Source organism: Nocardia nova NBRC 15556 (genome assembly GCF_001613005.1).
GTDB classification, from domain to species: Bacteria; Actinomycetota; Actinomycetes; order Mycobacteriales; family Mycobacteriaceae; genus Nocardia; species Nocardia nova.
In genome coordinates this window covers 28298-50277 of record NZ_BDBN01000023.1, presented here as the reverse complement: position 1 = coordinate 50277, position 21980 = coordinate 28298, and the positions used below count along the sequence as shown (strand labels likewise).

18 protein-coding genes are annotated in these 21980 nt (G+C 65.9%); 9 read left to right on the top strand and 9 right to left on the bottom strand.

Annotated elements, in window-relative coordinates; translation table 11 throughout:
• Positions 1-31: 31 nt before the first annotated feature.
• On the top strand, positions 32-1252 hold the full coding sequence (locus NN2_RS10345; protein WP_156511296.1) for a DUF7373 family lipoprotein: 1221 nt from the start codon (positions 32-34) through the stop codon (positions 1250-1252).
• Positions 1253-1273: 21 nt separating this feature from the next.
• Positions 1274-2455 carry a DUF7373 family lipoprotein gene (locus NN2_RS10340; RefSeq protein WP_156511295.1) on the top strand — a complete coding sequence of 394 codons (1182 nt, stop codon included), beginning with the start codon at positions 1274-1276 and terminating at the stop codon, positions 2453-2455.
• A 101-nt stretch (positions 2456-2556) separates the two neighbouring features.
• On the opposite strand, the gene NN2_RS10335 is transcribed toward NN2_RS10340, so the two are convergent.
• The 3 genes from NN2_RS10335 to eccCa all read right to left on the bottom strand — a co-directional run bounded on the left by NN2_RS10335 (position 2557) and on the right by eccCa (position 7718).
• A complete protein-coding gene (locus NN2_RS10335) occupies positions 2557-2862 on the bottom strand; it encodes a WXG100 family type VII secretion target (protein WP_030513461.1) in 306 nt (101 codons plus the stop codon).
• A 58-nt stretch (positions 2863-2920) separates the two neighbouring features.
• A complete protein-coding gene (locus NN2_RS10330) occupies positions 2921-3235 on the bottom strand; it encodes a WXG100 family type VII secretion target (protein ID WP_063012576.1) in 315 nt (104 codons plus the stop codon).
• A 436-nt stretch (positions 3236-3671) separates the two neighbouring features.
• Positions 3672-7718, bottom strand: coding sequence for a type VII secretion protein EccCa (gene eccCa / locus NN2_RS10325; RefSeq protein ID WP_063012574.1), 4047 nt, complete (start codon positions 7716-7718; stop codon positions 3672-3674).
• Positions 7719-7877: 159 nt separating this feature from the next.
• Between eccCa and eccD the strand changes: the two genes are divergently transcribed.
• Positions 7878-9344, top strand: a complete 1467-nt coding sequence (gene eccD, locus NN2_RS10320) for a type VII secretion integral membrane protein EccD (RefSeq protein WP_063012572.1) — start codon at positions 7878-7880, stop codon at positions 9342-9344.
• A 7-nt stretch (positions 9345-9351) separates the two neighbouring features.
• A complete protein-coding gene (gene mycP / locus NN2_RS10315; RefSeq protein WP_227462740.1) occupies positions 9352-10767 on the top strand; it encodes a type VII secretion-associated serine protease mycosin in 1416 nt (471 codons plus the stop codon).
• A gap of 3 nt (positions 10768-10770) precedes the next feature.
• Here mycP and NN2_RS10310 read toward each other — a convergent pair whose 3' ends face one another.
• Entirely contained in the window at positions 10771-11370 is a 600-nt protein-coding gene (locus NN2_RS10310; RefSeq protein ID WP_245658643.1) for a pyridoxamine 5'-phosphate oxidase family protein, read from the bottom strand.
• A 152-nt stretch (positions 11371-11522) separates the two neighbouring features.
• On the opposite strand from NN2_RS10310, the gene NN2_RS10305 reads away from it, so the two are divergent.
• Positions 11523-12797, top strand: coding sequence for an MFS transporter (locus NN2_RS10305; protein WP_063012570.1), 1275 nt, complete (start codon positions 11523-11525; stop codon positions 12795-12797).
• 9 nt (positions 12798-12806) lie between these two features.
• On the opposite strand, the gene eccB is transcribed toward NN2_RS10305, so the two are convergent.
• A complete protein-coding gene (eccB, locus tag NN2_RS10300; protein WP_063012568.1) occupies positions 12807-14315 on the bottom strand; it encodes a type VII secretion protein EccB in 1509 nt (502 codons plus the stop codon).
• 113 nt (positions 14316-14428) lie between these two features.
• Between eccB and eccE the strand changes: the two genes are divergently transcribed.
• Entirely contained in the window at positions 14429-16105 is a 1677-nt protein-coding gene (eccE, locus tag NN2_RS10295; protein ID WP_063012566.1) for a type VII secretion protein EccE, read from the top strand.
• Positions 16106-16167: 62 nt separating this feature from the next.
• Here the strand turns inward: eccE and NN2_RS10290 are convergent, their stop codons facing one another.
• Positions 16168-16728 carry an NADPH-dependent FMN reductase gene (locus NN2_RS10290; RefSeq protein WP_030513453.1) on the bottom strand — a complete coding sequence of 187 codons (561 nt, stop codon included), beginning with the start codon at positions 16726-16728 and terminating at the stop codon, positions 16168-16170.
• Positions 16729-16849: 121 nt separating this feature from the next.
• On the opposite strand from NN2_RS10290, the gene NN2_RS10285 reads away from it, so the two are divergent.
• A complete protein-coding gene (locus tag NN2_RS10285) occupies positions 16850-17893 on the top strand; it encodes a GAF domain-containing protein (protein WP_227462742.1) in 1044 nt (347 codons plus the stop codon).
• Positions 17894-17907: 14 nt separating this feature from the next.
• Here the strand turns inward: NN2_RS10285 and NN2_RS10280 are convergent, their stop codons facing one another.
• Entirely contained in the window at positions 17908-18717 is an 810-nt protein-coding gene (locus NN2_RS10280) for an S-methyl-5'-thioadenosine phosphorylase (protein WP_063012564.1), read from the bottom strand.
• 99 nt (positions 18718-18816) lie between these two features.
• Here NN2_RS10280 and NN2_RS10275 point away from each other — a divergent pair, with 99 nt between their 5' ends.
• The gene (locus tag NN2_RS10275) at positions 18817-19200 is read left to right on the top strand and encodes a metal-sensitive transcriptional regulator (RefSeq protein ID WP_228796217.1); all 384 of its coding nucleotides are present in this window, start codon (positions 18817-18819) and stop codon (positions 19198-19200) included.
• 75 nt (positions 19201-19275) lie between these two features.
• Here the strand turns inward: NN2_RS10275 and NN2_RS10270 are convergent, their stop codons facing one another.
• Positions 19276-20121 carry an LLM class F420-dependent oxidoreductase gene (locus NN2_RS10270; RefSeq protein ID WP_063012563.1) on the bottom strand — a complete coding sequence of 282 codons (846 nt, stop codon included), beginning with the start codon at positions 20119-20121 and terminating at the stop codon, positions 19276-19278.
• A 167-nt stretch (positions 20122-20288) separates the two neighbouring features.
• Here NN2_RS10270 and NN2_RS10265 point away from each other — a divergent pair, with 167 nt between their 5' ends.
• On the top strand, positions 20289-20741 hold the full coding sequence (locus tag NN2_RS10265; RefSeq protein WP_063012682.1) for an Hsp20/alpha crystallin family protein: 453 nt from the start codon (positions 20289-20291) through the stop codon (positions 20739-20741).
• Between the two features lie 246 nt (positions 20742-20987).
• Here NN2_RS10265 and truA read toward each other — a convergent pair whose 3' ends face one another.
• Positions 20988-21887 carry a tRNA pseudouridine(38-40) synthase TruA gene (gene truA / locus NN2_RS10260; RefSeq protein ID WP_063012561.1) on the bottom strand — a complete coding sequence of 300 codons (900 nt, stop codon included), beginning with the start codon at positions 21885-21887 and terminating at the stop codon, positions 20988-20990.
• Positions 21888-21980: the final 93 nt, after the last annotated feature.

Genomic DNA, 21980 nt, shown 5'->3' with positions numbered 1-21980 from the left:
CCGTGCAAGATCCGAAAAAGAGGGGGGAGCATTGAAATCATTGACAGTTGCCGCCAAGATCATCGCGGCGATCGGGCTGGCCGCCGCCGCCACAACGTCTGCGGCATGCGGAACCGACACGGACACAACGAAAGTCACCGACCCGGTTGTCGATCTCGCACAACTCGACGTCGGCGGATACAGCACCAAACCGGCCGACCTCGGTCTGCCCAAGAACATGTATGTCGCACGCTTCATGGAAGCCAACCGGCTGGGGAGTGCTCTGCCACTGCCGTACGAGGTGGATTCGAAGCTCACCGTGGGGCAAAGCTCCGGAACACACGCATTTCTCGATGTCGGGCCGCAGTTCCACCTCAGCTCGATGTTTCGATGGCTTCACGAAGAGAATTTCAACGCAGCGGCGAAGAACTATGTCGGCGGATTCACCGCGTTGGGCAGTTCCAACGAAGCCTATTCGCTCTCATACGAACTTGCGAATTCGGTGCTTCTATTTTCCGATGCCGAATCCGCTCGAAACGCGGCCGGTGAATTATCTAAAGCGGACTTCTACGACGACGGACCGGTTGAGCCGACGACGTTGGCGAAGTATCCGGATACCGTTGCGAGGTGGAAGCCGGCCAAACAAACGTTGGCAACATGGACGGCATACGACAAATACGTCATAGTGACGATCGTCGACAACTTCGAGAATACCGAACTCGGAGTCTCGGATCTGCCGTCTCTTACAGATCTAGCTCAGAAATCCATTGCCGCTACCACCGACAAGTTACGAAGTTTCACTCCCACACCGGTTGATCAGCTCATGAAGGTCCCCGTCGATCCGGATGGCGTCCGCTCCCGAGCGTTGCACCGACCCGAAGGAGACTCTTTTCAAAATGTGCCCGGTACTTTCGATTTACATGGCGCTATGCAGTTGATCGACGAACCGCAGGCTATCGAAAAGCTATATCGTGACAACGGTGTGGACCGTGTCGCCTACGATGCCGGCGAGGTGGTACGCGCCAAGGACAAAGCAGCAGCTGAGCGGATATTCGAGCTTCGGAGCGCGCCGGGAAAATTCATGCGCCGAGTGGATTCACCACCCCATCTTCCCAACGCAAAATGCCTCAATTACAAGGGCCCGGACACGAATATCCGATACTACTGCCATGTTCGGTACGACCGGTATTCCGCTATTGTCTGGTCTCAGCAACTTCGAGACGCACAACAGCGCATATCGGCACAGTACTCCATTCTGGCGAACAGCAAATAGGGAGATCGAACGATGCACATTATGCGAGCATCCGGCTGCCTATCGGTCATCGCAGCATTAGCACTGACCCTCTCATCATGCGGAGCGAGCGTCGGAGGAACTCCGACACCGGGGGAGATCGATGTCCGCAAACTGGACGTGGGCAGCTATTCAACCGACCCGATCGATATGCAATATCGGTACATCCCTCAACTCTATTTCGGAAAACAATTGGCCGCAATGCGGTTGCTCGACAAAATTGCAATCGGTACCGAGATCGAACCCAAATTGACCAGCAACAGCGCGGGCGCAATCGTGGAACCGAAGGACGGGCTGAATAAAGACATGTCCGAGGGGCTCGTGACTGCTCTCGAAAGAAACGGCATGCTGTATGGAGTCATGACGGAGAAGCGGCAACAAAAAGAAAACGAGGTGTTCGACGCCGATGAGCTCGTCGATATCTCGGTATACCAGTTCCCGGACAAACAGTCGGCCGATGCCGCCGCCAAAGCCTTCGAAGACGCTGATTTCGCAATAGCGGGAGATCAAAATCAGTCCGTTCAGCTGGACAAGTATCCCACTGCCCGGTCGCATTGGCGCCCCGGGATAAGAACGATCGGTTCGAGAATGGCTGAAGGCAACTACCTTCTGGACGTATTCGCCCGCGCGCCACAGCCGGAACTACCGCAGCTCACGTCATTTATCGAGCATATTTACGACGTCCAGATTCCGTTGCTGCGCGATTTTCCACCGCTGTCCAAGCGCGATATTCTGCATCTCCCGTACGACCCGAACGGAATGTATCGCAAGACGCTCGCAGCGAAAGGTTTCTATGGCCCCAGCCTGCTCACGTCGGGGTCGTTTACGACGCGTGGATTTCTGAACGTCTCCAATTCGGACGGCAAGATATTGGCCGACAAAGGCAAGATCGAGGCGGTATCCACAACAGAAGGTTCTACAACGCTCTTTCGCTCAGCGGATGCAGCGAGCGCACAGGCACTGGCCGAGGAGTTGCGTCGAAGAGTAAGAAGCTCAATCGATCCTCCACAGGGCGTGCCGGATGCGTTTTGCGAGGAAAATACCGAACAGCAGGTGTTCACCGACAACAGATTCCGCTGTGTTGTTCGATACGGCCGCTACGCTGCCAGAGTAGCCAGCTCACAAATCAAGGACGCTCAACAACGCGCCGCAGCGCAATACGCGATACTCGCCACCAGCTGGTAGAGCGACCGCTGCGGCTCCCACACCGCGAAAGACGAACGGCCGCACCGCCCGAATTTTCGGGTGTGCGGCCGTTGCCGTCTCGATCGATCGGATACTTCCTGTCAGCCGGCGATCAGCTTGGCCGCCAGAACGTCTGCGCCCTGCATCTGCTCCCCGGCGCCGACAGTGTGGGCACCGAGCTGAGCCAGCGAAGCGCTGAGCTCATCGGACTGCTGACGCCAATTCTGCTGCACGCTCTGGAACGCGTGGGCGGCATCACTACCGGTCCAGTGCGCGGTAATGAAGTCCTGAAACTTCTTTTCCATATCCTCGAGCGCAGCGGTGATGTTCATCGCCTCGGTCTTGATACCGCTACCGGCATCGTCGATCGTTCCGAAGTCGTAGGAAATCTGGCCGAAGTCACCCATCGTTCTTCTCCTTAGGGTCTTCTAGGAATGATGTGATGAGCCGAGCGAGCTGGGTCGGTCAGGCCCAGTTCAGGCTGTCGGAGGTCTTCTGAAGAGTGCTCAAGTTGCCCTCTTCCATCTCCGCATATTTCTTGCCGGCGCTCTCGAGATTCTGCGAATTCTGCATCAGCGCCTCGTTCATCTTGTTGGCCGAGGTCAAGAACTGATCGAAGGTGTTCTGGAAGGCCGTTCCGGCGCCACCCTGGAACGCAGGACCCTGGAGAGTGGTCGCGTGATTGTGCGCGTTGGTAATCATGCGGCCGATCTGGTCGTGCTTGTCTTGCATCTCGCGGACGAAACTCGCGAGCTGCTCGGCGTCGGCGTGAAAGGGCATCGTGGCTCCTTCTATCGGTCACCGCGGGCCGCGGCGAGGAATGGTCTTTATCCTGCTAGTGGTTTGGACGCATGACGGGCGTCCTCGGTTCCATCGTCATGTCCCGCGCATCGGCGCAGTTCGACAGTCGATCGCATGGCTCGGATGCCTGCGGTGTGGATGTCTTGCACCTCCCCCTCTCGTGTTGAACAGCCCGTGTGCCGTCAGTCGGTCCCGCTCAGCGATGAGCATCGCGCCCCCGAGCGTTCCTGTTCTGTCGGCCGGTGGTACCTGGGGCGACGGTCCTGCTGGATATCGCGCATCAGACGTTCACACTGTCCGGATTCTGAGCCTGCCATCTTCTGCGCGGAATTTCCAGCGCCTTCGGATTTTCCGCTGTGGCCGTCGGTGATGACCTCGGCCACAGCGGTTTCGACACAGGCGCCGGTGCCCGTCATCAGGGTGCCGGGGTCCAGGCGGTCTGGATCAGGCTGTTTCCGGAACGGGCGACCAATGTGCCGCGGCCGGGCGGCATTTCGCTGAGCCTGACGTTGCCGAGCAGCGCGCCCTCGTCGCGGTTGCCGCTCATCAGCAGGCCGATGGTGCCGATATCCTTCATCCGGCCGATCAGCGGCTCGTACAGCGCTCGTGACGCACCACCCGAGCGCCGGGCGATGATCAGGTGGAAGCCGATGTCCTTGGCCTGCGCGAGATATTCGGTGAGGATCGACAGCGGGTTGCCCGACGGAGTGGACACCAGGTCGTAGTCGTCGACGATGACGTAGACCTCGGGGCCCGACCACCACGACCGCTCACGCAACTGCTGCTGGGTGATGTCGGGGCCGGGCATGCGTGCCTTCAGCACACCGACCAAGTCGCGCATCATCGTGTCCAGCATCTCCGCCGACGGCGCATATCCCGCGACATGGCGGCCCTCGACCACTCCGAGCAGCGTCCGGCGGTAGTCACCGATGATCAGCTTGGCATTCTCCGGCGTATTCGAGGCGACGATGTTCAGGATGATGTTGCGCAGCACATTCGTCTTACCGCATTCGGTGTCGCCGAAGATCAGTACGTGCGGTTGCTCGGCCATGTTGAGGAAGACCGGCGCGAGCTCGGATTCGTTGAGGCCGATCGGGATCTGCACGCACCGCGTGTACTGATCCACCGCGCCCGGCCAGCCACCGAGAACGTTGTGTACCAGCTCGTCGCGGTTGAGGACTTCGGGGAGCATGCGCACGCGCGGCGCCGGCCGGCCCGGGGTCGAGGCGATCAAGCGTTGCACGGCATCGGCGACACCGGCGCCGAGGGTCTCGGGATTCGAATTCCCGTCCACACGAGGCAGTGCCGTGAGCATATGCAGCGCGTCGGGGGTCATACCGCGGCCCGGACGGCCCTGCGGTACCAGCGAGGCCACCTTGCGGCCGAGATCGGAATCCATCGGGTCGCCGAGGCGCAGTTCGATGCGGGTGCCGATCTGGTCTTTGAGGGCGGGCCGCGCTTCCGCCCAGCGGTTCAGCGCGATCACGATGTGCACACCGTACGAAAGACCTTGCGTCGCAAGGTTCATGATCGGCTGTTCGAGCGAATCGAAATCCTGGCGAATGGAGCCGAAGCCGTCGACGACCAGGAAGACGTCACCGAAGGGGTCTTCGTGGGCGCCGGCCGCGGCGGGACTGCTCGCCGGGTCGGTGCCGCGCAGGCGACGGAAGTCGGCCATCGACTCGATACCGAGTTGGCGGAACCGCATTTCGCGCTGACGGACGATGGTCGTCATCTCCGAGATGGTGCGGCGCACCTTGTCCACATCCAGGCGGCCCGCGACGGAACCGACGTGCGGCAGGCCCTCCAGGCCCGACAGGGTGCCACCACCGAAGTCGAGGCAGTAGAACTGAACCTGTTCGGCGGTGTGGGTCAGCGACATGCCCATGACCAGCGACCGCAGGGCCGTGGACTTACCGGACTGTGGACCACCGACGACGGCGACGTTGCCGCGGGCGCCGGACAGGTCGACCACCATCGGATCGCGGCGCTGGTCGTACGGCCGGTCGACGATGCCGATCGCGGTGCGCAGGCTCGCGACCGGGTTGTATTCGCCGGTGAGGATCGAGCGCGGAATGAGCTGATCGAGGGTCGGCGCCGCGTCGAGCGGCGGCAGCCAGATCTCGTGGGCGGTGCGACCGTGGCCCTGGATGCGCGAGACCAGCATGCCGAGGTTGGAGATCTTCTCGGTGCTCTCGTCCTGCTGCACCTCTTCGACCGCACTGGGCTCGGGCGGCAACGGAATTCGGTCGCTCTTGCGGAAGGCCACATGGCCGGCGACGAAAGGCCTGGCGTTGATATCGATTTCGCCACCGACGATGCCGGCCTGGGTGACCTCACGCTGAGCGCCACCACCCACATACGCCCCGGAAACATAGGAGGCCTGGAAGCGCTGAATCTCACCGGAGTCCGACTTCAGATATCCGCCACCGGGACTGTTCGGCAGATTGTAGGCATCGGGCACACCGAGAACCTGACGAGATTCGTTGGCCGAGAACGTCTTCAGGCCGATGCGATAGGACAGATGTGATTCCAGGCCCTTGAGCTTGCCCTCTTCCAAACGCTGCGAGGCGAGCAGCAGATGCACGTGCAGCGACCGGCCCAGACGGCCGATCATCACGAACAGTTCGGCGAAATCCGGGTGCTGACTGAGCAATTCGGAGAACTCGTCGAGCACCACGAACAGGGCGGGCAGCGGATCCAGGTCGGCGCCGGCCGCGCGTGCCTTCTCGTATTCGGAGACGTTGGCGAAGTTGCCGGCCTGCCGCAGGACCTCCTGACGGCGGTTCATCTCACCGGCCAGCGCGTCCTTCATACGATCGACGAGATCGGCCTCTTCCTCGAGGTTGGTGATCACGGCCGCGACGTGTGGAACGCCCTCCAGGCCGAGGAAGGTCGCACCACCCTTGAAGTCGACCAGCACCAGGTTCAGCTGGTCGGGCGAATGCGTCGCCAGCAGCGAAAGCACTAGTGTGCGAAGGAATTCCGATTTGCCCGAACCGGTGGCGCCGATGCACAGACCGTGCGGGCCCATACCGTTCTCGGCAGCCTCCTTGATATCGAGGTAGACCGGCAGGCCGTCGGCGCCCACACCGAACGGCACGCGCAACCGGTCCCGGCCGTACCGCGGCTTCCACCCGTTCTCCGGGTTGAAGGTGCCGATATCGCCGAGCCCCATGAGTTGCGACCACGAACTGATGACCTCGGCGTTCTCCTCGACCACGGATTCGCCACCGCGCTGGACGGCCGCCACGCGGAACGGCGCCAACCGCCGCGCGACCTGTTCGGCCTGCCGTGCGCTGATGCGGTCGATGAGGGCGAAGCGTTCCATGTTGCCGGTGGCGCCGCGGCCGACGCATTCACCGTTCTCGACGACCATCTGAATGCCGCGCGAAACCGCCAGGCGCGGAGCGTAACTGCACAGATCGATGATGGTGACGCCCTCGTAGCCGGATTCGCGCAGCGAATCCTCTTCGGCCTCGAGCAGACCACCGTCGACGATGATGACGATGTGGACCAGATTCTGATTGGCCGGCTGGTTGCGGGAGTAGCGAACGCGGTTGTGCAGCAAAGGATTCAGGCCATCGGCGAGTTCGCGGATGGAACCGTAGACCATGCGCTCGGTGCCCACGCCGTCCTGGGAATCCGGGTGCTGGGTGTGCGGGAGCCATTTGGTCCACTCCCATTCGGCGGCGGTGTCGGGACCGCAGACCACCGCGACCAGCACCTGGTCCGGCGCCTGAAACATGCACAGCTGCAACAACATCGCGCGGGTCATATCGCGCGCCTGGGCGCGGTCACCGTTGAGCTGGATGGTGGCGAAGCCCTTGACCGCGATGGCGGTGGGCAGGTCCGGCACCGTGGAATGCGTACGTACGAAACGACGCAGCGATACGGCCGCGATCGGCTCGAGCTCCTCGACCGGGCCGGTTTCCGGCGAGACCAGCCGGGTGGCCAGGCGCTGACCGCCCAGGCCGATGCGCGCGTGGCAGAAGTCCTTGTCCCCCGGACGGCGTTCCCACATGCGGCTGGTGCCGGCCAGCATCCACACCAAACCCGGTTCCGGATGGCTCCATTCGACCGCCGCGCGCTGCTGGGAGGCGGTTTCGTCGACGTCCTTGCGGACCTGGTCCAGGTAGCGCAGATAGTCCTTGCGGTCCTCGTTGGCCTCGGCGGCCTTCTGCCCCTTACCACCCTGACCGGCGAACATGCCGACCATGGAGAAGACCATCATCATCGGGAACATCATGCTCATCGGGTTGGAGGCGATACCTCCACCGCGGGTGAACATGATGGCCATCATTCCGACCATGCCGACGACCATCACGACGGGCATCAGTTTGCCCAGTAAACTGCCAGGTATCGCGCGTGGAATCTCCGGCGGCGGTTGTAGTGTCACTTCGCCGCCCGGTGACCTCGGAACCTCCCGGCGCGCACGACGCTGGAACCTGACAGTGCTCATCGACGGAAGATCCCCCTTCGGCGGCTGTACTGCGGACTCAGTGTAGAGGCAGCGGCCGACATGTCGTACAGTTCGACCAGCATTCTGCACGGATCGGCCGCGCGACCGCAAACCGGAGCGCATGCTGAAACACCTGGTAGAGACGGAGTTGGGGGAAGCGTGACGCACGCGCGACTGGACCATATCGAAGAGGATTCGAGCCGCGGAATCGTCCGGGCGCCCGATCTGGCGCGGGTGACAATTCTGGCCAAGCACACGCAGGTCGATATGGCGATTCCGGTCGACGTTCCGGTCGCACTGGTCATTCCGAGCGTGGTCGACATGGTGGCGCAACACAGCCGCACCAACGATTTCGACAACAGCGGCGAACAGTTCCAGCCGGCCGAATGGGTGCTGGCGCGTATCGGGCAGCCGCCGTTCTCCAATTCGCTCAGCCTGGGCGAGCAGGGGGTGCGCGACGGCGAGCTGCTCATGCTGGAAAGCGCCGATCACGTCGCGCCCAGTCCGCTGTTCGACGACATCATGTACAACGTCGCGATCGCCGACACCGACCATTTCCGCAGCTGGTCGCCGCAGGTCGCGCGGATCACCGGATCGATCATCGCGGTGCTGACGATGCTCGCCGGATGCACCGGTCTGCTGGCCGCGCCGGATGCGATGGCGGGCTGGATCACCGGGGCCATCGCCGCGGTGCTGACGATTCTGCTGGTGGTGGCCGGCACGGTGATGAGCCGCATGTACGGCGACACCGCCTCCGCGCTGGTTCTCGGCGGCTGTGCGCTGCCGAGCGCGTTCGCCGCGGGCATGTTGATCGTGCCCGACCATTACGGCTGGGCGAATCTGCTGCTCGGCTCGGTACTCGTCGGCGCGACGGCACTGCTGGCCTGGCGGGTCAGCGGGGTCGGTCTGGCCCTGTTCATCGGCGCCACAACACTTTCCGTCTTCGCCATTCCCGCCGCGCTGGTCGGCCTGCTCACCTCGCAGCCGGTCAAGGCCGTCGGCGCGGTCGCCGCCGCGCTCGCGCTCGGCGCCCTGTCGCTGGCACCGCGAGTGTCGATGCTGCTGGCGAAACTGCCGCTGCCGCCGGTGCCTTCGCCCGGCACCCCGATCGATCCCACCGAGGACGATCCCGACGACCACCGCGCGCTGCCCACGATGGACGTGCTGCGCACGAAATCCGAACGCGCGCGGATGTATCTGGCCGGCCTCGTCGGCGCGACCACGCTGGTGACCGTGATCGGAGCGCTCGCCTCGACCGATCCGTCCGCGGACAGCCCCTATTGGCCCGGCATCGCGCTGGCGCTGGTCTGCGCGGTGGTGCTGATGTTCCGCAGCCGCACCTACGTCAGCGCCGAGCTGGCGGTGGTGCTGCTCGCCGGCGGTGCGGCCATCCTGCTGATCATGACGGTCGGCGCGGCCTTCGTGGTGGAACAGCCGCTCGCGGTGTTCGGCGCCGCCATGGTGATGCTCATCGCCGCGCTGATCCTGGGCACCATCGTGCCGAACCAGTCGGCGACGCCGCCGATGCGCCGCGCGGTGGAGCTGCTGGAGTACGGGTTCGTCGCCGCCGTCCTGCCGCTGGTGTTCTGGGTAGCCGAGCTGTACACGCTCGTTCGATCGCTCTGAGCCGCGCATGAATCCGAAAATGTTCGGGCGCAGAGCAATTCGAGTCGCGGCGGTCGTCGCGGTGCTGGGGCTGAGCGCCTCGACCGGCGCGGGCGCCGCGACCGCGGACAAACCGGTGGTGAACCCGGGTGCGCTGCCGTCCGGCGGTAACCCGGCGCCGCCGGATGCCACCGAGCAGCCGGCGAATTCACCCTGTGCCAGCACGAGCACCGGCGGTGACGGCCCGACCGTGCCGACCGCGCAGCGCAGTCTGGAACTGGACAAGGCCTGGCAGTTCAGCAGGGGCGCAGGGCAATTGGTAGCGGTGATCGACACCGGCGTGATGCGTCATCCCCGGCTGCCGGGCATCATCCCGGGCGGCGACTACGTCTCGGCCGGCGACGGCACCGACGACTGCGATGCGCACGGAACCTTCGTAGCGGGCATCATCGCCGCGACTCAGATTGCGGGACAAGGTTTTTCGGGAGTCGCGCCGCAGGCGCAGATCCTGAGCATCCGGCAGACCTCGAGCTATTTCCAGAAGAAGGGCGCCGGCCGTGACAAGGGGCCCGACGCCATGCCCGAGGGGTACGGCACCACCCACACCCTGGCGCAGGCGGTGCGCCGGGCGGCCGATATGGGCGCGACGGTGATCAACATGTCCGAGGTGGCCTGCCAGGCCGGGGCGATTCCCGACGACGACCTCGGCGCCGCGGTACATTACGCCGCCGTCGAGAAGAACGTCGTGGTCGTCACGGCCGCGGGTAACAACGACAAGTGCAAGGGGACCAACCCGGTCATCGATCCGCTGGATCCGAGTGCGGATCCGTGGACGAAGGTCGATCTGAACGTCTCGCCCGCGCGGTGGGACGACTATGTGCTGCCGGTGGGCTCGATCGACGACAACGGCCAGCCCTCGAAGTTCACCGTGCCGGGCCCGTGGGTCGGCGTCGCGGCACCGGGTGAGAATCTGACCTCGCTCGACCCGCACTGGGACGATCCGCGCAGCAAGGGGACCGCCGTCGCGAAGGTGGATCAGCAGGGCAAGGCCGAGCCGATCTCCGGAACCAGTTTCGCCTCACCGTATGTCGCGGGGGTGGCCGCGCTCGTCCGTGCCCGCTACCCGGAACTGAGCGCGCTCGACGTCATCAAGCGGATCGAGGCCACCGCCCACGCACCCGCCGAGGGGTGGAACCCGTATGTCGGATACGGCGCGGTCGACCCGGTGGCCGCGCTCACCGCACAGGTCCCGAACTCGTTGCCGCCCAAGCGACCCAGTGCCGCCAAGAGCTGGCAACTGCCGGTGCCGACCACTCCCCCGGCCCCCGACCACACCTCCCGCAATGTGGCGCTGATCGGAACCGGTGTCATCGCCGTGCTCGCCGTGCTCGGATATCTCGCCTCGTTCCCGCTGCGCCGCCGCTTCGGTGATCGCGGCGAGTGAGGTTCAGCGCGGCTCGTCGAACCGCCAGCGCGTCGCGCCGCCCGGTTCGACGGTCGACAGCGCCGTCGCCGCGCGCACCGCGATGCGGTAGACGTACCAGGGCGGCGGGCCGGCCGACGGCGCGCTGAAATCGGCGGTCAGGGCCGTGCCCGACTCGTCGACCCGGCACGGCCATCCCTCGCCGGCCCAGTCGGCGACCCGCTGTGCCACCGTCGCCGGGTCGGTGACGCGTTCGGCGGTGCCGTTCACACTGAGGTCGAAGGTATCCAATGCCACGCCGAGCGTGCAGCGCGGATCGCGAGAGATGTTGCGGGCCTTGCGTGTTCGCGGGCCGGTTTCGAACCAGAACGCACCGTCGACCCAGAGCGCGCCCACCGCGGTCATATGCGGACTGCCGTCAGGATCGATCGTGGCCAGCCAGCAGGTGTGGCGATCGGGGCCGCCCGTACCGGGCGCCTGCGGGAATCCGGCGTCCAGACCGGCCACGACGGCGGACCAGTCCAGCGGATCCAGCTCGTACAGTTCGGCGAGGTTGGTCGTCTGCATGGTGTCCATGATGGTGCGACGAGGCACGGCGACCGGATTCATCGGTGCGCGCGCCATCGATTCGTCCGTTATAGGCGATATGCCCTGGTCGGCGCGGGTGAATCCGCCCAAGATCGACACGGGCCGCCCGGGGATGACTCAGTATTTCTGACAGCGGCGGTCCAGCGGTACGGCCGTCGCGGGTCGTCGCACGAGGGGCAGGAACAGCCATGACAGTCGCCGGCAGGCAACGTCTCACTCCCGATCAGCGCAATTCGTTCATCGCGGCCCAACTGGGCTGGACGATGGACGCTTTCGACTTCTTTCTGGTCGTCTTCGTCTATGCCGATATCGCCGCTTCCTTCGATATGCCGAAATCCGACGTCGCGTTCATCACTACGGCGACGCTGATCATGCGTCCGGTGGGCGCGCTGCTGTTCGGTCTGTGGGCCGACCGGGTGGGCCGGCGTATTCCGCTGATGGTCGACGTCGCGTTCTACTCGGTGATCGGGTTCCTGTGCGCCTTCGCACCGAATTTCACTGTGCTGCTGATACTTCGGTTGCTCTACGGCATCGGCATGGGTGGGGAATGGGGCCTCGGCGCGGCGCTGGCGATGGAGAAGATCCCCGCCGAACGGCGCGGCTTCTTCTCCGGCCTCCTGCAGGAGGGCTACTCGTTCGGCTACCTGCTCGCCTCGCTGGCCTCACTGCTGGTGATGAACTGGCTCGGCCTGTCCTGGCGCTGGCTGTTCGCGCTCTCGGTGATTCCGGCCCTGATCATCCTCGTGATCCGGACTCGCGTGGGTGAATCGGAGGCGTGGGAGAGCAGCCGCGAACATATGCGGCTCACCCAGACCTCGTTGCGTGATGTGGTGATGAACCCGGTCGTGATCCGCCGCTTCGCCTACCTCGTCCTGCTGATGACCGCGTTCAACTGGATGAGCCACGGCACCCAGGACGTCTACCCGACCTTCTTGTCCGCGGTCGACAACGGCGGCGCCGGGTTGTCCTCGGCGACCGCGAAATGGATTGCGGTGGTGTACAACATCGGCGCCATCATCGGTGGTCTGGTGTTCGGCAGCCTGTCGCAGAAGTACGGTCGCCGCTACACCATCATCTTCTGCGCACTGCTCGGACTGCCGATCGTGCCGCTGTTCGCGTATTCGACGACCGCGGCCATGCTGTGCCTGGGATCGTTCCTGATGCAGCTGGTCGTGCAGGGCGCCTGGGGTGTCATCCCGGCACATCTGACCGAACTGTCGCCCGACGCTATCCGCGGCTTCTATCCGGGCGTGACCTACCAGCTGGGCAATCTGCTCGCCTCGCTCAATCTGCCGATCCAGGAGCGGGTGGCCGAAAGCCACGGATATCCGTTCGCGCTGGCCGTCACCATCGTGCCGGTGCTGATCGCGGTGGCCTTTCTGACCCTGATCGGCAAGGAGGCCAAGGGAATTCGCTTCGGCACGAACGCGAGCGCATTACCCGAAACGCCCGCCCGGCAATAGCCGGGCCGGCTAGTTCTGCGGTTGCTGCGCCGACTGGTCCTGCTTGGAACGCACCAGCTGCTTGGCCGGATTCGGATCCGGCGCCACGCCGTCGTGGGCCACCATGGCCTCCTGACGACCGAGCGTCGGACCGGCGGCGAGCAGGCCGACGATCTGATACGGCGCGAGTTCGGGTTTGGCCTTGTCGGCGTCCATTCCCAGCGCCTTCTGCGCCGCGGCGTCCTTGATGCCGTAGCGCACGCCGGTGTCGGCGATGAAGAACATGCTGTCGCGGCGCTGGCTGTCGGCCTCGATACCCGTGGTCTGGACGAAGAATCCCGAGCCGGGTGTGGAGTAGAAGGCATCGACGTTCGGGCCGGACCCGTCGGCCTGCGCCAGCGGTGTGGTCTGCGCGCTGTCCGGGATCGGCAGCGAATGTCCCGTCAGCACAGCCAATTCCGCGCGCTTACTGCCGTCGGCCTTGTCGGCCGCACCGGACAGTGGCTTCCAGGACATGCATTCCACCGGCTGATCCTTCGAATCGACGATGGCCGGCGCGGACGTCGGATACTGCTGGACCGGAAGGTCGTTCGACGGCGGCGCCTGGGTGCTGTCGTACTGGCTGATCTCGGGATTTTCCGAAGCCGTCGGATTGGAGTTGCGGATGATGTCGGCGGTCAGCGGCGAGATGGGCTGCAAACCGTCGTGCAGGACCACGTAGTACTGATCCTTGGTGTCGACATGCACCACATCGCCGATGCGGTGATTGCTCAGCGAATACGCCGGGGTGCCACCGGGATCGACGATTTTCGGCGGCGTGATGGGCAGGACCTCGGGCACCGCGTTCAGCAGACCGGCACTGATCGGGCGAGGAGTCATCCCGCGGATCTTCAGCGCCTCGGTCACTTTCGGATCGTTCATATCGACCCGGGCGCGCTGATTGTCGTAGATCAGATAGGCGGCGTCGCGACCCTGCACCAGCAGCGCCTTACCCGAATCCAGCTTGGTGGCCTTGGAACCCAGCGACGGATCGCCGGCGAGCACGGTGGTGGTCAGCTCGCGGCTGCCGTCGTTCTTCAGCTCGTCGCAGATCGACCATGCGCGCCCCTTGCCGTTGCCGTCGAAATTCAGCGACGACGGCGCGCCCGGAATGCCGATCAGCGCCCCCCGGGGCTTCTTCGACAGCTCGGATTCCTTGATGGACACCGCTTTTGCGGGTTCGCCGACCGCGAGCCGCGCCGACGCGAGGTTCAGCGACGGGTGCACGACGCCGTCGATGACGGCGTAGACGGCGCCGGAATCCTTGCCCAGCAGGATCTTGTTGTCGCCGATCGACCCCTGCGGCCGCAGCAGCGCGAGCACGCCGCAGCCGGCCAGCGCGACGACTCCCAGTACCAGCCCGGCGGCATAGGCACGCGACTGCGAGCGCATCGGATCGTGCAGCATCCGCACGTCCCGGCGTACCAGGGCGTGCTCCATTCGCCTGACCAGGAAGCGATAGCCGCTCACCTGCCAGCGCGTAGTGGGCTTTGAAGGCATGAGTCCTCCCCCGAACAGTGCTCGCGTTCGCCCAACACAGTACAGTTCAGCAGGACTGAAGTTCAGCTCGGCCATCGAGGAATCGGCCGACACCGGGTACTTGGGGGACGACGATGGCCGAATCCAGCGGCACCAACAGCCGCCCGCTCCTCGGACGGATCTCGCTGCCGAATCTGCTGGCCGCACAGTTACTGGGACTGCTCGTCGGCGTCGTCGTGCTCGCGGTGGGGGTACCCGGCTGGTACGCACTGGGTGCCGCGATCGTGGCCGGCCTGGTGCTGCTCGTCCCGATCGGCAAGCGCACCCTCGCCTCGTGGATCGCGACGGCGTGGCGCTACGTCATCCGCCAGGACTACGACCTCGGTGACACAGTCGATTTCCGCGGCCCGGACGGCCGCTCGCTCGGTCTGTACTGGGAGGGCAGCCGCGTCGTCGCCGTCGTCGAGGTGCTGCCGCCCAAGGGCGGTCTGACCCGGATCGACCGCAACACCGTGCACGCGTCGCATCTGCTGCCGCTGCCCGAACTGGCGCAGTGCCTGAGCCAGCACGACATCCTGCTGTCCGGTATCGACATCATCAGCCACGGCCACCGCAGCCGCTCCGGAACGCCCGCGGGGCCGATCTACGAATCGCTGCTCGGTCCGCTGCCCGCGACCGCACACCGAACCGTCTGGCTCGCAATCAGTTTCGACGCACTGGCCTGTCCGGAGGCCGCGGCCCGGCGCGGCGGCGGCACGGAGGGCGCGGGCCGGGCGGTCACCATCGCCACCCAGCGCATCGTGCGCGCACTCGAGGATGCCGACTGCGCGTCGCGCGTGCTCACCGCGCCGGAGATCCGCAAGGCCGTCTGGCAGATCAGCGCCGGTGTCGACCCGCGGGCGCTCACCCATCGCTGGCGCTATGCGGAACTGGGCAACAGCGTGAACATCGGCGCGGCGGTCGATCCCAAGCAGCTCGGCTCGGATCTGCTGGCTCAGCTGTGGGTCGCGCCGTCGCGGGGAACCACCGTGGCGGTCCGCCTGCGGCCGGGTAGTTCGCCCGAGACGGTGAATATCGGCGCGGCCTGGCGACTGACCGCCCGGGAGCTGCCGGAGAAGACCAAGCGCAAGGGCATGGTGTCGCTGAGCGGCCGGCATCGCCAGAGCCTGCTGGCCCACCTGCCGATCGCGATTCCCGGCGTGGACGACACCGTCCCGATGAGCCAGTACCCGATCGACGTGGTGGGCGTGCTGCATCTGCCCTCCTCCGGCTGCGGTCAGCTGATCGGCTCCGACGAGGACGGCAACGGTGTTGCGGTTCGCCTTGTCGGACAAGGCATTTCGACCGTCTACGTGGCGGGTGAGCTGTATCTGGCGCAGCAGCTGGTGTTCCGCGCACTGGCCGTCGGCGAGCGCATCCTCATCCGCACCGATCGCCCGCACGCGTGGGAACAGCTGGTCACCACCATCGGCAATCCCGAGCGGCTCACCATCGCGGTGGAAACCCATCAGAGCGATGCCGGATTCACCGCGGCCGTGGTCGACGGTGTGCTCGCGCCCGCACCGCACGCCGGTGTCACCACGATCTACGTCACCGGCGATCCGATGGGCTGGCCGGCCACCAATCCGGATCTGTCGATCCACCAGCCGGGCGCGATCGGCAACCATGTGGTGATGCGGACCGGAACCACTCAGGTCGATCTGACGCTGGTCTCGATCCCCCGGGAGACGACCTATATCGGCAGCCCGCGGGGCCGCCGCCCGATGCCGCAGCCGGATCCCCGGCAGCGAGTCGCGCAGGCGCACGGGTAATTTCGCCCCACCGGGGCCGAGTCCGGAGCACCTGCTCACGTCGACGCGGCGGCCCGGCACGCTCAGCCCGGATACGGGTCGGTTCTGCGCGCCGTGCGCAAATGACGTGCCCACCAAGCCCATTGCCGCAGGAGCCGCTGGGCGGCGTCGACAGCGGCCCCGTCGGCGGTGTTGCCGTCCGCGTCGAATTTGCGTTTGGCCTCGTGGAAACTCACGGTCTCGCGAATCGACACCATATGGATTTCCGCGACTACCTGGCGCAATTGCTCGACAGCCCGCAGACCGCCCGACAGCCCGCCGTAACCGACGAATCCGATCGGCTTGGCCCGCCACTCGCGCTTGGCGCTGTCGAGCGCCGTCTTCAGCGAGGCGGGATAGCCGTGGTTGTACTCGGAGGTGACCGCGACGAATCCGTCCGCGGCGCCGATCCGCTCGCGGAAGGCCTCGACCTGCGGCGTCGTCGTCAGGTCGGTGGGCAGGGGGGTGTCTGCCAGATCGATGACCCCGACGTCGAGGCCGGCGTCGGCGCGGGCCGTCCGCAGGAACCAGTCGGCCACCACAGGCGCGAACCGCTCGGGCCGCACACTGGCGACGATGACCTCCAACCGCAGCGGATCGTCCATGGCGTCAGCCTAGTCGGCACCCTCGCCGCAGCGACGGCCTGCTCGCCGACCGCGCCGGCGGCACCGATACCCTGTGCCCCGGGCGAAAATCTTCGAGCACCATATTGGACGGCTATGGCCGATGGCCGCGACTGACGGGGCGCCGCGGATCGATCAGGAGGGGGCGAAATTCGTGATTCTCGGACATTGGTTGCTGATCGAAACACTCGACATTCCCCCCACCTGGTCGGTCCTGGCCGTCGACACCGCACCGCGGCGATGGAAGTCGTTGGCGCGCACCGTTCCCACCCGGCTGATGCCGATCCTCACCGCCGCCGCCGCGAGCGGTGAGAGGGTCGAGCGACAGCTGCCGAAGTCCCGACATGCCTGGTCCGGACATCACGCCTGCGCGATCGCGCTGACCGGGCCCGACGGTCGGGTGCACGCGGTGCAGCTGTGGGTGGGCCCCGGCGAGCCACCCGCGCCGCCGCCGGTCGCGACCCACCTGCTCGACGCGCGCACCCGGCGCACGGAAGTGCGTTCCGCCGGTCTGGGCCCGGCATTCGACCGCAAGCGCAGCGTCTGGATCGGAGCCGAATCCTTCGAACATGTCGAACGTTTCGACGATGCCCTGGATCTGGCCGCGATCGTGGCACGCGCCACACCCGGATCGCGCTGGTGCGGCGAAATCTGCGTGCGCACGCCGGACGGGCTGCGCACGTTGATGATGGCGACACGCAACTCCGCCGCCGATCCCTACCTGTGGCGCGGCATTCTGGCCGATGTCACCGACAGCGTTGCGCCGCAACCCAAGTCGTTCGAGGCGGCCACGGTCGAGACGCTGGTCAGCCGCAATCCCGGAATGTATCTGGCGGTGGTCGACACCGAGCGGGTCCGGGTGATCCGCTGGATCAGCGCGCCGGTGCCGGGACTGGACTGGTCCGGCGGCACGGACGAACGCACGCTGCCACATCCCGGCGACCGGGAGCGAATCATCGCCGCGCGCACGGCGATCCGGGCCGGCGCGCCGTCGTGGACGCTGCCGAACCTCCGGCTCGCGGATACGACCGGAGGCTGGATCACCGTGGACGTGGAGGTTTCACCCCTGCCCCACGGCCCGGACGGCACCGGCGTACCCCATTTCGCGCTGGCCCGGATCGATCTGCGTGAACCCGCCACTCCCTAGCGGTCGATGCGGTGTCAGGGCAGTTCGAACGGCAGCGCCACCCCGGTGTGCACGGTGCAGTGTTCGCAGGTATCCATGCCTTCGACACCGGCGACCGCGCGACGTACCAAGGTCTTGAACGGCACCAGGTTTCGCTCGAATTCGGCGAAGACGGCGGCCGCACTGACACCGTCTCCGGCCTCCAGTCCGGCATCGAGATCGGTCACCAAAGCGATGGCGGCATAACACATTTCGAGTTCGCGAGCGAGAACGGCTTCCGGGTATCCGGTCATGTTCACCAGTTCCCATCCCTGTCCGGCGAACCAGCGGCTCTCGGCACGGGTGGAAAAGCGCGGGCCCTGCACCACGACCATGGTGGCGGCCGGTTGCATCGGCAGCTCGGGCACCGCCGCGCGGGTAGCGACCGCACGCAGGTCGTCGCAGTACGGATCGGCGAAGGAGACGTGGATGCCGCCGTTGTCGAAGTAGGTCTGCGCGCGGCCGGAGGTCCGGTCCACCAGCTGGTCGGGGACCGCCACGGTGCCCGGTCCCCAGTCCGCCCGCAGGCTGCCCACCGCGCACGGCGCGAAGATCCGCCGCACGCCGATCGAGCGCAGAGCCCACATATTGGCCTGATACGGCACGGTGTGCGGGGAATACTCGTGCTTGCGCCCGTGCCGCGGCAGGAAGGCGACCTGGCGGCCCTCGACCTCTCCGACGGTGATCGGCGCGCTCGGCACACCATAGGGTGTCTCGACCTCGAGGGTGGTCGCATCGTCGCCGAAGAAATCGTAGAAGCCGCTACCGCCGATGATGGCCAGCGCGGGGCGGGGATCCGAACTCATGCCCGCAATTCTCGCGTACGCCGCGACGGCGGCCCCCGCCGCCTCACCCCGCACCCGCTACCCTGACAGTGCCCCTCACATAATGTACCCTAGGGGGGTATGGACCATCAGGGCGGGAGCGAGGAACAGCCGGTGACCGAGGATCAGAGCAACACGGTTCGGACCGCCGAGGCGGCCGTGCAGCCCGGGCACGACCACGCCACCCACGGCTATATCACCGCCAAGGACGACTACCTCAAGCGGCTGCGCCGGATCGAGGGGCAGGCGCGCGGCCTGCAGCGCATGGTCGAAGAGGAGAAGTACTGCATCGATATCCTCACCCAGGTCTCGGCCATGACCAAAGCCCTGCAGGCGGTGGCCATGGGCCTGCTGGAGGATCACATCAGTCACTGCGTGGTCGATGCCGCGGTCCAGGGCGGTCCCGAGGCCGAGGCGAAGATCAAGGAGGCCACCGACGCCATCGCGCGGTTGGTCCGTTCCTGAGCCGCGACGCCATCCCCGCACGACCGCCGCACCGCTCCGGTTGCCGGATGCGGCCGGCGGTCGCGTGAACGACGATCAGACTCGCGCGGCCAGCGCCGGCGCCAGCGCGCGCAGCACCCCGATGTGGTCCTCGTCGGTGACCTGGATGGCGACCTGATCGGCGCCCGCCTTCAGGTGTTCGACCAGTGCGTCGGCGATCTGATCGGCCGAGCCGTGCAGCGCGAGCGCGTCGATCAGCCGATCACTGCCGGGCGGGGTCAGGTCCTCGTCGCTGAAGCCGAGCCGACGCAGATTCGCCACATAATTGCGCAGGTTCAGGTAGAACTCCGTGCGCGGGCGGGCCGTCAGGCGCGCCTGGACCGGATCGGTGTTGAACGAGATCTTGTGTTCGGGCACGAGCAGCGCATCGGGACCCAGGATTTCGCGCGCCTGCCGGGTGTGTTCGGCGGTCACGAGGTAGGGCAACGCTCCCGCGGTGCGGTCGGCGGCCAGCTTCAGTACCCGCGGTCCGAGCGCCGCCAGCGCGAGCTGCTGTTTCGGGACTCCGTTGGCGTCGAGCACGTCGACATAGTCGACGAGCGCGTCGTAGGGCTTGCGGAAATCCGAATCCTGCTCGGGATGTCCGGCGCCGAAGCCGAGGATGAACCGGCCCGGAAAGCGGCGGTCGATGCGATGGAAGGACTCAGCCACCTGTTCGGCGGGCGCCGACCAGATGTTGACGATGCTGGTTCCGACCGTCAGCGTCTCGGTCTCCTCGAGCAGCGCCTCCACGGCCGGTAGATCCGCCGGGGGCGAGCCGCCCAGCCACAGCGTGCTGTAACCGAGACCCTCCAGCTCACGGGCCTGCCCCGGTTCGAAGCCGGCGTAGTACCGCCAGACGCCGAATTTGCCGATACTCGTGGTTCGCGCAGCCTCAGTCATATTCCTTGCGAACTCCGTTGCGCGGGCGACTATTCCGCCCGGCGCCGGAAAAAATTCCGGTCGCACAATCTGGCACTCGCACCATGAGAGTGCTAAATTGGGCATCGAACAGCTTACGGCGCTCGCCGCCGAGGCGGGCGTCACCACTGGATATGGAGGTGATTCCTGTGCTGAGGTTCGACCCGTTCCACGACATCGACACCGTCGCCCGGCAGCTCCTGGGGGATGCCGCCGGAACCACGCGCGCGCCACGTTTCATGCCGATGGATCTGTTCAAGGCCGGTGACCACTACGTCCTCAATGCCGATCTCCCGGGCGTCGATCCCGGCTCGGTCGACGTGAGCGTGGACAACGGCACCCTGACGCTGAAGGCGCAGCGCAGCCTGCCCGGTGACGAGCATGTGCAATGGATCGCGTCGGAACGATTCGCGGGAACGTACATGCGTCAGCTGTCGCTCGGTGAGGGCATCGACACCGACCACATCAGCGCCACCTACAACGACGGCGTGCTGTCGGTGACCCTGCCGATCGCCGAGAAGGCCAAACCGCGGCGCATCGAGATCGGCGGTATGGGACAGGGCCCGAAGACCATCGAGGCCGGCCACACCGAGAGCAGCTGACCGGTCGCGGCAGGGATGTGCCCGCGCCGGTCGGCGACAGATGAGAGTGCAAGCAGCACACCACCATTCACCGGTGCAAGGTGGCCGGGTGCGCGGGCGGAACCGAGGATCGTCGCAGCGAGAAGGAGGTGAGAGCGCGCAACCCTCGAATAGCGACTGCGTGCGGCCCCGCGATCTCGCGGGGTCGCCGCCATGTCCGGGCGCGGCGAACACCGGCGGACGACCGGAGTATCGCCCGTAGGCGGCTCAGTCGCCGCAGCACCCCTCGGCGGACGGAATCGTCCGCATCTCGCGGGTTTCGGCGTTGCGGGCGGCCAGGTCCGCATCGGCCGGATAGTCGACGGCGATCAAGCTCAGGCCGTGCGCGGGGGCCACGATGACGGAACTGGACCGTTCCCGTTCCGCGAGAAGACCTTCCACCCATTCGGGAGTGCGGCGCCCCTCCCCCACCGCGAGCACCGCGCCGACCAAACTGCGGACCATCGACCAGCAGAAGGCGTCGGCGCTGACGTAAGCGGTGAGCATGGCGGCTCCGCCGGCACCGTCCAGGGCCCCGCCGGGACCATCGATCGGCGTCACGGCCCAATCGAACCGCTGCAATTCCCGGACCGTCGTCGCCCCTTCTCGCCGACGGCAGAATGCGGCGAAATCGTGCAGTCCCAACAGCTTTCGCGACGCCTCCCGCATGGCGTCGAGATCGACACCGGGTCGGCATGCCACCACACTGCGAGCCAGCAGGGGCGGGGCTCCGTAGGGAGCCGTGGTGAGCCGATACGCGTAGTGACGGCGGATCGCGGAGAAGCGGGCGTCGAATTCCGGTGGCGCCGGGCGGATTCCGGTGACCCGCACATCCTTCGGCAGGAACCGCGCCAGCCGGTGCAGCAGCTTGTCGTGATCGGGCGGCGTGGTCGCGTCGAAATGTGCGACCTGTCCCTCGGCATGAACTCCGGCATCGGTGCGGCCGGCCACCGTCAGCTGAATCGGTTCGCGCAGGACCTTGCTCAGCGACTCCTCCAGCACACCCTGCACGGTCCGCAGACCGGGCTGGCGGGCCCAGCCGGTGAAATCGGTGCCGTCGTAAGCGATATCGAGCCGTACTCGAACCGCAACCGAGGTTGCCGCCGGATCCTGCATGGTCACAGCCATTTCCTGGTTAACATGAGCGAAGCCCGCCGACCCGGAGGGGACGGCGGGCTCACTCGTGAATTCCCGACGCAGATCGAGAGGTCCCCGCACGTG

Bases quoted from the DNA above. Each gene is read 5' to 3' on its own strand.
- eccE (WP_063012566.1), top strand. From the start codon at position 14,429: ATGGCCGAATCCAGCGGCACCAACAGCCGCCCGCTCCTCGGACGGATC.
- NN2_RS10335 (WP_030513461.1), bottom strand. From the start codon at position 2,862: ATGGGTGACTTCGGCCAGATTTCCTACGACTTCGGAACGATCGACGAT.
- NN2_RS10305 (WP_063012570.1), top strand. From the start codon at position 11,523: ATGACAGTCGCCGGCAGGCAACGTCTCACTCCCGATCAGCGCAATTCG.
- NN2_RS10285 (WP_227462742.1), top strand. From the start codon at position 16,850: ATGGCCGCGACTGACGGGGCGCCGCGGATCGATCAGGAGGGGGCGAAA.
- NN2_RS10330 (WP_063012576.1), bottom strand. From the start codon at position 3,235: ATGCCCTTTCACGCCGACGCCGAGCAGCTCGCGAGTTTCGTCCGCGAG.
- NN2_RS10275 (WP_228796217.1), top strand. From the start codon at position 18,817: ATGGACCATCAGGGCGGGAGCGAGGAACAGCCGGTGACCGAGGATCAG.
- NN2_RS10280 (WP_063012564.1), bottom strand. From the start codon at position 18,717: ATGAGTTCGGATCCCCGCCCCGCGCTGGCCATCATCGGCGGTAGCGGC.
- truA (WP_063012561.1), bottom strand. From the start codon at position 21,887: ATGGCTGTGACCATGCAGGATCCGGCGGCAACCTCGGTTGCGGTTCGA.
- NN2_RS10290 (WP_030513453.1), bottom strand. From the start codon at position 16,728: ATGGACGATCCGCTGCGGTTGGAGGTCATCGTCGCCAGTGTGCGGCCC.
- NN2_RS10310 (WP_245658643.1), bottom strand. From the start codon at position 11,370: ATGGCGCGCGCACCGATGAATCCGGTCGCCGTGCCTCGTCGCACCATC.
- eccB (WP_063012568.1), bottom strand. From the start codon at position 14,315: ATGCCTTCAAAGCCCACTACGCGCTGGCAGGTGAGCGGCTATCGCTTC.
- NN2_RS10340 (WP_156511295.1), top strand. From the start codon at position 1,274: ATGCGAGCATCCGGCTGCCTATCGGTCATCGCAGCATTAGCACTGACC.
- eccCa (WP_063012574.1), bottom strand. From the start codon at position 7,718: ATGAGCACTGTCAGGTTCCAGCGTCGTGCGCGCCGGGAGGTTCCGAGG.
- mycP (WP_227462740.1), top strand. From the start codon at position 9,352: ATGAATCCGAAAATGTTCGGGCGCAGAGCAATTCGAGTCGCGGCGGTC.
- NN2_RS10270 (WP_063012563.1), bottom strand. From the start codon at position 20,121: ATGACTGAGGCTGCGCGAACCACGAGTATCGGCAAATTCGGCGTCTGG.